This is a genomic window from Sinomonas sp. G460-2, from assembly GCF_047759905.1.
Taxonomy (GTDB): domain Bacteria; phylum Actinomycetota; class Actinomycetes; order Actinomycetales; family Micrococcaceae; genus Sinomonas.
Genome location: NZ_JBKZWT010000317.1, coordinates 1 through 4,138 on the forward strand (window position 1 = coordinate 1; position 4,138 = coordinate 4,138).

The 4,138-nt window shown below is 67.1% G+C and carries 2 protein-coding genes; both read right to left on the reverse strand.

From position 1 onward, the window contains the following. Positions 1-2,954, reverse strand: a 2,954-nt coding sequence (locus tag ACLN58_RS18880; protein WP_415856780.1) for a UPF0182 family protein, incomplete at its 3' end; no start/stop codon positions are given. Between the two features lie 182 nt (positions 2,955-3,136). After that, a partial coding sequence (locus tag ACLN58_RS18885) for a PDZ domain-containing protein (RefSeq protein WP_415856779.1) occupies positions 3,137-4,138 on the reverse strand: 1,002 nt, incomplete at its 5' end.

Below are 4,138 nucleotides of genomic sequence, written 5' to 3' on the forward strand. Positions count from 1 at the left end.
GGGCTCGGTGACGGGGTCGCACCCGACGACGCGGAGCTCGTGGGGCTGGGCGTCGTCACCGATGTGCCTTGGTTCTGCGCCCCCGGGATCTTCGATTCGGCGGTGATGGCGCGCTGCACGGCGTCCGAGAGGCGCTTCTGCGCGTCGCCGTACGCCGCGAAGTCACCCTTGGAGAGCGCGGATTGGCTGTCTTGGAGGGCCTGTTTCGCGTCGCTCAGCGCCTGATTGAGCTGTGCCGTGGCGTCGCTCGGCGGTTGCGTGCCCGTCGACGGGGGTTGGGCGCCTCCGCCCGTTGTGCCGCCCGGCGAGGAGCCCGTGTCACCGCCGAACAGGGCATTGAGGGCCGCAGGAAGGTTGGGCGCGAAGCCGACCTTGTCGCCGAACGCCACGAGCACACGTTGAAGCGTCGGGTACGACGTCGCGCCGGTCGACTGCACATACACGGGCTGCACGTAGAGGAGGCCGCCACCCACGGGCAGCGTCAGGAGATTGCCGCTTTGGACCTTTGACGCACCCTGTCTCAAGAGGTTGAGCGACGTGGACACGCTTGGATCGGAGTCGAATTTCGACTGGACCTGGCCGGGACCGGGCACGGTCGTGTCCGTCGGAAGCCTCAAGAGCCGGAGCTTGCCGTATTCGGAACCCTTGACGCCGGCCTTGTTTCCGGCGTCCGAGTCGGCCGCGAGGAAGCCGTACATGACGTCACGCGACTTGCCGGCCTCGACGGTCTGCGGGATGAAGCTCGACGTGAGCTGGAATGCCGGGGTCTTCTGGTCTGGCATCTGGAGCGACATGTAGTAGGGCGGCTGCTTCGCCCCGCTCCCCTGTGTCGGGTCGGCTGGGACGCTCCACACGTCGTCGTTCTGGTAGAAGCTCGCGGGATCCGTCACGTGGTACCGGGTCAGGAGCTCGCGTTGTGCCTTGAAGAGGTCCTCGGGGTAGCGCACGTGGCTCATGAGCTGGCCGGACATCTCGGAGAGCGGCTTGACGGTAGCGGGAAAGACCTTCTCCCACGTGCGGAGCACGGGGTCCTGATCGTCCCACGCGTAGAGGCTCACGGAACCGTCGAACGCGTCGACCGTGGCCTTGACCGAGTTCCGGATGTAGTTGATGCTCGAGGCCGGCAGCGCGGCGTTGCGCCCCGTCCCGGTCTGTGAGTCGGCGGTGACCTGCTGGAGCTGCTGCTGCTGCGAGTACGGGAAGTACTGGCTCGTCGTGTAGCCGTCGACGATCCACTTCACGCGGCCGTCCACGATCGCCGGATACGCCGTGCCGTCGAGCGTGAGGTACGGGGCGACCTTCGCCACGCGCGTGCGCGGGTCGCGGTCGTACAGGATCTGAGACTTGTCGTTCACGCCGTCTGAGAAGAGAAGGTCCGTGCTCTGGAACTTGACCGCGTAGACGAGTCGATTGAAGAGGTTGCCGACGTTCGGACCGCCGTTTCCGGTGTACGTGTAGAGCGTGTCGCCCTGGCTGCCCTGCGGCTTGTCCTGCTCGCGCGGCTGGGAGCCGGAGGATGCCCCGACGACCGAGTAGTCGGGCGAGTACTGGCCGAAGTAGATGCGCGGCTGGTACGTCTCCTCCGTGCCGAGGACCCCCGTCGAGGGGATGCCGGACTGCATGAACACGGGCTTGCCGTCCGTGGTCGCCTGGTTGCCGTACGCCGCGACCACGCCATAGCCGTGCGTGTACACGATGTGCGTGTTGTACCAGGACTGCTGGTTCTGGCTCAGGCCGCCGAGGTTGAGCTCGCGCACGGCGATCACGGTGTCCTGGACCTTGCTGTCCACCGCGTAGCGGTCCACGTTGAGCGCGGACGAGAACTGGTAGTACGGCCGGTACTGCTCGAGCTGCTGGAACGTCGAGGAGACCAGAGTCGGGTCGAAAAGCCGCACGCTCGCGGTGGTCTGGGCGTCCTGGGCGAGGGCCGACTGGCTCGCCGAGGTCGTCGCGTTGTACGGACTCACCTCGACCTTGTCGAGGCCATATGCCTCGCGTGTGAGGGAGATGTTGCGATCGATGTAGGGACTCTCGAGCGTTTTCTCGGAGGGCGTGACCTGGAACTGCTGGATGACCCACGGGTAGATGCCGCCCGCGAAGATCCCCGTGATGACGAGCATTGCCGTGCCGATGAGCGGGAGGCGCCAACGCCCGATCGCCGCGGCGACGAGGAACAGGATCGCAACGATCGTCGCCGCAATCGCGAGGATCGCCTTGGTCGGAATGACGGCGTTGACGTCCGTGTACATCGCGCCGGACCAGCGAGGGCCCGAGTTCTGCAGCGTCGAGTACCGGTCGAGCCAGAAGTTCACGGCGATCAGGATCAGGAGGACCGCACCGCTGATCGCGAGATGCAGATGCGCGGCGCGGGCCGTGTAGATGCCCCGCTCGCTGATCCGGATCGAGCCGTAGAGGTAGTGGGTCAGGAGGCCCGCGATACCCGCGATCACGACGACGCCGAGGAGGTAGCCCACGACCGTCCCGAGGAACGGGAGCGTGAACATGTAGAAGCCCATGTCGAGGCCGAACTGCGGATCGTTCTGGCCGAACGGGACCTGGTTGAAGAAGAGCACGACCTTCTGCCACTGGCTCGCGGCCGCCGCCCCCGCGAACAGCCCGAAGACGATGGGCACGCCCGCCATCACGACGCGTCGCACGGGTTCGAGCTGCGCTTGGTACCGGCTCAGCGCGTCCTGGGGGCCGCCGTCGGGCGCGTAGACCGGCCGCGCACGGTAGGCGAGCTTGATCGCCGCGTACACCGAGACGCCCATCCCAAGCCCGCCCGCGATGAAGACGAGGCCGCGCGCGAGGTTCTGCGTGATGAAGACCTGGATGAAGCCGAGCTGCTGGTACCACAGGACGTCCGACCAGACCTGCGCGAAGAACACGAAGCCGACCACGAGAACGACGGCGATGATGATCGTCGGGATGAGGGGCCCGCGCCGCTTCCTCAGGGGACGCGGGCTGCTGCCTTCTGGACGGGCTGTCACGGTGACCTCTTCACTCGGTGGGCGCGATGCAGCGGGGGCACGCAGAGCACCCCGCCTAAGTCAAGCACGGACCGACCGCGTACGGAGTTCCCCCGGTTTCGCGCGGAGCGGTAACGATTCGGCGTCGGTGGTCCCTTCCGAGCGGGTCAGCTCTTGGTGCATTGGGGCAGCGACGCGGGATTGCCCCCCTGTGCGTAGGTTTCGACGGCCTTCCGCGCTGCGTCGAGCGTGTCGACGCGGACGACGGCGAGCCCGTCCGGGATGTGCCCCACGACGTCGTTGCAGTTCCCTGCCGGGGCGAGGAAGAGGGTCGCGCCGTGCGAGCGGGCACCCTTGAGCTTCTGGACGATGCCGCCGATCTCCCCCACGGTGCCGTCCGGGGAGATGGTGCCCGTCCCCGCGACCTGCTTGCCGTTCGTGAGATCGCCGGGCGTGAGCTTGTCGATGATTCCCAGCGCGAACATCATCCCAGCGCTCGGGCCGCCCACCTGGCTGAGCCCGAAGTCGACCTTGAACGGGAAGGAGAAGGCATACGTCACCGTGAAGCCGAGCAGGAAGTGTCCCTGCCCCGCGTCCCGGGGCGTGATCGACACGGTGTGGGCCACGCCGTTCCGCTCGAAGCCGACGTCGATCGGCTTGCCCTGCGACGCGGCGACGAGCTTCTGGATCGACGCGAGCGAGTCGACGTGCTGCCCGGCAACGCTGACGATCGCGTCCTGGGGCTCGAGCTTGCCCGAGGAGGCTGAGTTGTCCACGAGCGTCGCGACCTTGATCTGCTGGGTGAACGGAATCGCGAGGTTCTTGAGCGCGGCCGCGGTGGCGTTGTCCTGTGAATTCTGCATCTCCGTCGCGTTTTCCTGGCTCACCTGCTGCTTCGTGGTGCCCTTGGGGTACACGGCGTCGACCGGGGTGATCGTCTCCGACGGGTCGAGCGACGCGCGGACCAGGCCAAGCAGGCTCACGTCCGAGTTCGGCCCGCCCTCGACGTAGACCGTGGTGAGGTCGAGGTCCCCATGCGTGGGGTACGTCTCGTGCCCCTGGATCGAGATGAGCTCCTTGCCGTTCTCCGACCCGAGCGTGTTGTAGACGGGGCCGGGCAGCTCGACGAGATACGGGACCGGGACGGCCCACACGACCGCGCCGAGCGC